The sequence below is a fragment of the Vibrio sp. YT-19(2023) genome (assembly GCF_033337395.1).
Window position 1 is genome coordinate 1 of record NZ_JAWOQN010000753.1, and the last position, 602, is coordinate 602.

Genomic DNA, 602 nt, shown 5'->3' on the forward strand with positions numbered 1-602 from the left:
CAACCCTGGTGAGTTCCATATGGGGTGCTTGCGACCTTGTATGTACAGTCATCATTTCTCGCTACTGGATGACACTTTGTATCTCAACAGTACACAGCGTTCGTGCGATGTGCCGCTTGGATTGAACTTCAACATGGTTCAAGTTTATGTGTTCTTAGCGATCATGGCGCAAATTACGGGCAAGAAGCCAGGCCAGGCATTCCATAAAATCGTTAACGCGCACATTTATGAAGATCAGCTTGAGTTGATGCGTGATGTTCAGTTGAAGCGTGAACCGTTACAAGCCCCAACATTCCATATCAATCCGGAGATTAAATCTCTAGAAGATTTGGAAACTTGGGTGACACTGGATGACTTTTGGGTAGAAGGGTACGAACACCACGATCCAATTCGTTATCCATTCTCAGTGTAATCACGCTGGTTCTTGATACTACAAAAAGCTCCGAATGGAGCTTTTTTGCTTTTGCGATGCGTTTGAGTTTCGTTACTTCAATGCGCTAACGATATAGCGATGAATCGGGTTAGTTTGCTTCGGAGTCGATAGTGCAGGGCTAATGAACTTCGGTTGAGTGAAAATCCCTTTATTAACGAGAGAACGGATC

General features: G+C 44.4%; 1 protein-coding gene. It reads left to right on the forward strand.

Features of this window, described 5'->3' with window-relative positions:
- Positions 1-412, forward strand: a 412-nt coding sequence (locus tag R7E78_RS28275; protein ID WP_318058900.1) for a thymidylate synthase, incomplete at its 5' end; no start/stop codon positions are given.
- Positions 413-602: the final 190 nt, after the last annotated feature.